Annotated in this window: 3 protein-coding genes; all 3 read left to right on the top strand. The window is 66.2% G+C overall.

Features of this window, described 5'->3' with window-relative positions; genetic code table 11:
* Nucleotides 1-25 precede the first annotated feature (25 nt).
* The 3 genes from QRO91_RS21455 (at nt 26) to QRO91_RS21445 (ending at nt 6,360) form a co-directional block, all read left to right on the top strand.
* Complete coding sequence (locus QRO91_RS21455) at nt 26-1,042, top strand: glucokinase family protein (RefSeq protein WP_049429390.1); 1,017 nt, start codon at nt 26-28, stop codon at nt 1,040-1,042.
* A 143-nt stretch (nt 1,043-1,185) separates the two neighbouring features.
* Nucleotides 1,186-3,894 carry a TonB-dependent receptor gene (locus QRO91_RS21450; RefSeq protein ID WP_049429389.1) on the top strand — a complete coding sequence of 903 codons (2,709 nt, stop codon included), beginning with the start codon at nt 1,186-1,188 and terminating at the stop codon, nt 3,892-3,894.
* A gap of 111 nt (nt 3,895-4,005) precedes the next feature.
* Nucleotides 4,006-6,360, top strand: coding sequence for a beta-N-acetylhexosaminidase (locus QRO91_RS21445; protein ID WP_197620007.1), 2,355 nt, complete (start codon nt 4,006-4,008; stop codon nt 6,358-6,360).
* The last annotated feature ends 224 nt before the right edge of the window (nt 6,361-6,584 follow it).

Genomic DNA, 6,584 nt, shown 5'->3' with positions numbered 1-6,584 from the left:
GGCCCCACCTGCAGCAGGAGCCCGCGTGACCGCCAGCCACCCCGCCCCGGCCCATGTCCTGTCCCGAGTCGCGCCCTCGTTCCTGGCTGCCGACGTTGGTGGCACCCATGTGCGCGTGGCCCGGGTCCAGGCCAGTGGCGACGCCTCCCATCCGGTGCAGGTGCTGGAGTACCGGAAGTACCGCAACGCCGACCATGGCGGCCTCAGCGCGATCCTGTCCGATTTCCTGGGTGAAGGCCCACGGCCCACGCACTGCGTGGTCGCCAGCGCCGGCTATGCCCGCGAGGACGGCACGGTGATCACCGCCAACCTGCCGTGGCCGCTGTCGGCCCGCCAGGTGGAGGCCGACGTCGGCCTGCAGCGGGTCTACATCGTCAATGACTTCGAAGCCGTGGCCTACGCCGCCGCGCAGGTGGACGCCAGTGGCGTGCTGCACCTGTGCGGGCCGGAGACCGCTGCGCGCGGCCCGACGCTGGTGGTCGGCCCCGGCACCGGCCTTGGTGCCGCGCTGTGGATCCCCACCGCGCACGGCCCGGTGGTACTGCCCACGGAAGCCGGCCAGCCGACCCTGGCAGCGAGCACCGGACTGGAAATGGCCATCGTCCGCCACATGCAGCGCGACCGCGCCCATGTGTCGATCGAGCATGCGATCTCCGGCCCCGGCCTGATGAACCTGTACCGCGCGGTGTGCGCGCTGCAGGGACAGGTGCCGACGCTGGCCAGCCCTGATGCGGTGACCGCCGCCGCCATGGCCGATACCGATGCGCATGCGCGCCAGGCGCTGGATGTGTTCTGCGGCCTGCTCGGCAGCACCATCGGCGACATGGCCCTGTTCTATGGCGCCCATGGTGGCGTCTACCTGGCCGGCGGCATCCTGCCGCAGATCCGCGAATACCTGCACGCCAGCACCTTCGTCGAACGCTACCTGCAGAAGGGGCCGATGGGCGAAGCACTGGCACGCATCCCGGTGAAGGTCGTCGAGCACGGCCAGCTGGGCGTGGTCGGCGCTGCCAGCTGGTACCTGCAGCAGTCGGCCGCCTGACACCGCAACAGGCTTCAACGCAATCGCAGCACGCAGTACGTGGCACGCCAACGCACGGGACTTCGCCGCCGCCCCGCGCATGTCTTCGCAACCGTAACCGAACACCGCCGCCGGCATCCAATCGAGTGATGAGGAGAGACATCATGAACACCCGCAAGACCCTGCTTTCGGCCGCCATCGTCAGCTGCATCGCCTTCAGTGCGCATGCGCAGCAGGCCGCCCAGACCGCCACCGACCTGGATACCGTGCAGGTCACCGGCATCCGTGGATCCATGGAAAAATCGCTGGACACCAAGCGCGAAGCCAATGCGCGCGTGGAAGTGGTCACCGCCGAAGACGTGGGCAAGCTGCCCGCGCACAACGTGGCCGACACCCTGCAGCGCCTGCCGGGCGTGAACATCAGCTCGTCCAGCGCCGACGAAGGCGGCTTCGACGAAGCCGACCGTGTCAGCCTGCGCGGCACCAGCCCGAGCCTGACCCAGACCCTGATCAACGGCCACACCGTCGGCACCGCCGACTGGTTCGTGCTCAGCCAGGGCAACAACGTCGGCCGCAGCGTCAGCTACTCGTTGCTGCCGTCGGAACTGGTGCGCTCGGTGGAGGTGAACAAGTCCTCGCAGGCCAAGCTGCAGGACGGTGGCACCACCGGTACCGTCAACATCCTCACCCGCAAGCCGCTGGAATTCTCCAAGCAGCTCACGGCGGAAGGCTCCATCGGCATGGTGCGTTCGGACCAAGCCAAGTCCAACGACCCGCAGCTGTCGGCACTGTTCAACTACAAGAACGACGAAGGCAACTTCGGTGTGATGGTGCAGGCCTTCAGCCAGAAGCGCGAACTGCGCCGCGAAGCGCAGGAAATCCCGGGCGGCTTCTTCCAGATCGATCCGAATGGCACCGTGGCCAAGTCCAACCCGGACCTGGCCGGCGTGTACGCGCCGGGCCTGCTCGGCTCGACCCTGTTCGAACAGACCCGCGAGCGCAAGGGCGGCCTGATCTCGCTGCAGTTCAAGCCGATGGACAACCTGACCCTGGGCCTGGAAGGCTTCAGCTCGGAACTGAAGGCGAACAACTACAACCGCAACTTCATGCTGTGGGGCGGCCGCATCCTCAACGACCGCACCGTTGAAGATGCCAATGGCAACAAGATCCTGATTCCGGGCCAGGCCCCGAATCCGGGTTACGTCGTCAAGGATGGCGTACTGTCCAACGCCACCTTCGCCGGCCAGGCCGACCGCGACTACGCGGTGTACGACATGATCTACCGCGAGTCGAAGGCCAAGACCAACTACATCACCTTCGATGCCGACTGGCAGATCAGCGACAACCTGGGCATGAAGTTCCAGGCCGGCAGCACCAAGGGCACCGGCGAAACGCCGCGCCAGTACATCGCCGAAGTCAACCTGGCCCGTGGTGGCGGCGCCACCTGGGCAACCCATGGCAACGGCTCGCCGATCGACTGGAACGTCGGTGGCAACATCGGCCCGAGCGGCGTGACCGACTTCGGCACCTGGGGCAACCAGCAGGTCACCGCGATCGACAAGGAAAAGTGGGCTACGCTCGATTTCAACCAGTACTTCGCCGACGCTGGCGTACTGAACTCGATCGATTTCGGCGCCCGCTTCGGCGACCACAAGCGCGAGGCCAAGTCGCCGGAAGGCGCAACCCCGGGCGCGATCTGGAATGCGCTGAAGAACGGCGCTACGGCCAACTTCCCCGGCGGCTTTGCCAACGGCATCGGTGGCAGCTTCCCGCGTGACCTGTGGTACTTCACCCCGGGTGCACTGAAGGAAGCGGTGACCAACAACTCCACCTGGCTGTCCGGCAATGACGGCCCGACCGGCCGCCACAACTACGGCGCCGAGTGGAAGGTGTCCGAGAAGAACTTTGCCGCATACGTACAGGGCAACTTCAGCGGCGACCGCTGGAGCGGCAACGTCGGCCTGCGCTACGTCAGCATCAAGCAGGATATCGATACCTACGCCGCCGCCACCGGCTCGACCGTGCCGGACGTGAGCAGCCTGTTCGGCGCGTGGACCCGCGAAGCTTTCGAGAACAAGCACAACCGCGTGCTGCCGAGCGCCAACTTCAAGTACGACCTGCGCGACGACCTGGTGCTGCGCGTGGCCGCCTCGCAGACCCAGACCCTACCGGACTTCTCGGCACTGGGTGCCTCGTCCTACGGTTCGGACCTGAACCGGACAGGCGGCGGCGGCAATCCGAAGCTGAAGCCGGTGGTGTCGACCAACTTCGATGCCAACCTGGAGTGGTACTTCATGCCGCGCGGCATGTTGTCGATCGGTGCCTACTCGATGCGCCTGAAGGACTACGTGGCCTTCAGCACCGAAAAGGAGATGCTGTTCAGCGAGCTGACCAACCGTCTCGAGGAATACAACATCTCCCGCCCGCGCAATGCCGACGGCAAGGTCCGCGGTATCGAAGTGGCCTATGAGCAGCCGATCGGCGAGTACTTCGGTGTCAATGCCAACTACACCTACGCCGATGGCAGCACCGACCACACCTGGGCCGACGGCAGCGACAACCTGCTGGGTACTTCGAAGAACACCTACAACATCGGTGCCTACTTCGAGAACGATACCTTCGGTGCACGCGTCAGCTACACCCGCCGTTCGTCGTTCCTGATCGGCCTGTCCGGTGCCAACCCGTACTACCAGGATGACTTCGGCACCCTGTCGGCGTCGCTGAGCTACAAGGCCACCGACTGGCTGAGCATCAGCTTCGATGCGCTCAACCTCAACAACCCGACCTACAAGTACTACCAGACCGCGGCCATCCCGACCTCGTTCTACAGCAACGGTCGCCAGTACTACCTCAACTTCCGCTTCAAGTACTGATCCAGCGGCGGCAATATCGCCGAGTCGTGCACGCACGCCGGGCCTGGGTCATTCCGGGCCCGGCGTTTTTCATGTATAGCGTTCATCGCACCGTTCCAAGGAGTCGTACCGATGGTCAAGCCTTCCCGCGCCCGGATGCGCAGCGCAGTGCTGCTGGGCAGCCTGCTCGCCCTGTTGCCGGCGTTGCCGGCACTCGCCGCCGATCCCACGCCCGCCGCTGAAGCACCCGGCCCACAGCTGCGCGCCGGCAGCTTGATGCTGATTCCGGCCCCGGCCACCGTGCAGCGCGGCCAGGGCAACGGCATCACCGTCCGCGCCGACACCGTGCTGCAGGCCGAAGGCGAAGCCGCGCAACGCGTCGCCAACCAGTTCGCCGACCTGCTGGCCCGCAGCGGCGGCCCGCGCCTTGCGCCGGCCAAGGGCACGGCGGCAGCCAAGTCGGGCAGCATCCGCTTCGAGATCGTGCCCACCTTCCGCGACAGCGGCGAAAGCTACACGCTGGAAAGCACCGCGCAGGGCGTGATGATCCAGGCCGGCAACGAAACCGGTCTTTTCTATGGCGCGACTACCCTCGCCCAGCTCGCCACCGGCGGCAGCAACGGGGTGCTGCCCGCGGTGCAGATCCAGGACGCGCCGCGTTTCAGCTGGCGCGGCTTCATGCTCGATTCCGCCCGGCACTTCCAGAGCCTGGACGAGATCAAGCGCGTGCTCGACGCGATGGCCGCGCACAAGCTCAACACCTTCCACTGGCACCTGACCGATGACCAGGGCTGGCGCATGGAGATCAAGCGCTACCCGAAGCTGACCGACGTGGGCAGCTGCCGGCTGCCCGCCGGTGATGGCGGCATTGATCCGGTCAGCGGCCAGGAGCATCCCTACTGCGGCTTCTACACGCAGGACCAGATCCGCGAGGTGATCGCCTATGCGGCCAAGCTGCATATCCAGGTGATCCCGGAAATCGATGTGCCCGGCCATGCCACCGCGGCGATCGCCGCGTATCCGGAACTGGGCTCGATCAATACCCCGCTGAAGCCGATCAGCGAATGGGGCGTGTTCCCGAACCTGTTCAACACCGAAGACAGCACCGTCACCTTCCTCGAGAACGTGCTGGAAGAAGTAATCGCGCTGTTCCCGGCGAAGTACGTGCACGTCGGTGGCGACGAGGCAGTGAAAGACCAGTGGAAAGCCTCCAGGCAGGTGCAGCAGCGCATGCGTGCGCTGGGCATCAAGGATGAGATGGCCATGCAGAGCCACATCATCAAGCGACTGGAGACCTTCCTGGAGGAGCACGACCGGCGCCTGATCGGCTGGGATGAAATCCTCGAAGGCGGCCTGCCGCCGCAGGCCACGGTGATGTCGTGGCAGGGTACCGAAGGCGGCCTGGCCGCCGCCAGCGCCGGCCATGACGTGATCATGTCGCCGGTCGGATACCTCTATCTGGATTACCTGCAGACGGCCTCGCCGAACGAGCCGCCGGGCCGCCCGACCCAGGTCAACCTCGGCAAGCTGTACAACTTCGAACCGGTGCCGGCCGAGCTGGCCGCCGACAAGCGCGGGCACATCCTCGGCCTGCAGGCCAACATGTTCACCGAGCACACGCGCACCTACGCACGCCTGCAGCACAACCTGTTCCCGCGCCTGGCCGCCGTGGCCGAGACCGGCTGGAGTACACCGGAGCATCGCGACTTCCGCGATTTCCTCGCACGCCTGCCCTCCCAGCTGCAGCGCTACCGCGCCTGGGGCCTGGCCTACGCGCAGACGCCGTTTGAAGTGGGTGTGGACTACACCGACAACCGAGCTGGCAACACCGTGACCGTGTCGCTGGCAAATCCGCTGGGCTATGAGGTGCGTTACAGCACCGACGGCCAGGCGGTGAGCGCGCAGTCGCCGCTGTACCAGCAGCCATTGACCGCGACGCTGCCCGCCACCGTGCAGGCCGCCGCGTTCTACCAGGGACGGATGCTGGCGGCGAAGCCGACGGTGGCGGCATTCACCACGCAGTCGCTGCTCAGTCGCCGCAGCGATGAGCTGCTCAGCTGCGTGGGCACGAAGGGCCTGGTGCTGCGCCTGGAAGACGACGGCCCGCGCGAGGGAACGCGTGCGGTGTTCAATGTCGACATCTTCCAGCCGTGCTGGCGCTGGCCGCAGGCACAGCTGGACGGCATCGGCAGCGTGGAGGTCCGCGCGGGCCGCATTCCGTACTACTTCCAGCTGGCCCACGACGAACCCAAGCGTCGCTTCGAGAAAGCCAAGCGGGCGCATGGCGAAATGCTGGTGCGTCGCGGCGACTGCAGCGGCAAGGTGCTGGCTGAAGTACCGCTGCCGGCCAAGCCGGATGCCGATGGCTTCGTGACCCTGAAGGCCACGCTGCCGAAGGGCACGCAGGGCACCGGTGACCTGTGCATCAACTTCACCGGCGACACGCGCCCGGCGATGTGGGTGCTGGATGAGGTGACGCTCAGGTAGGTGCCAACCTTGGTTGGCGCTTTGCGGCCGGATCCACGCATGGCGTGGATCTACTGTAGAGCCGAGCCCACGCTCGGCTGGCGCCTTCACCCCCAACCCCGCCTGGGGGCGCGGCGCAACCCCTCACTCCCCCCCCCCCCGCCCCCCCCCGCTGCCCCCCCGGGGTCAGCCCGTGCCTTATAAAAAACATATACGCCCGCCCACAAAAAAAATTTTTTAAAAAT

Source organism: Stenotrophomonas maltophilia group sp. Smal32 (genome assembly GCF_030237085.1).
Classification (GTDB): domain Bacteria; phylum Pseudomonadota; class Gammaproteobacteria; order Xanthomonadales; family Xanthomonadaceae; genus Stenotrophomonas; species Stenotrophomonas maltophilia_Q.
This window is presented reverse-complemented; position numbering and strand designations above follow the sequence as displayed.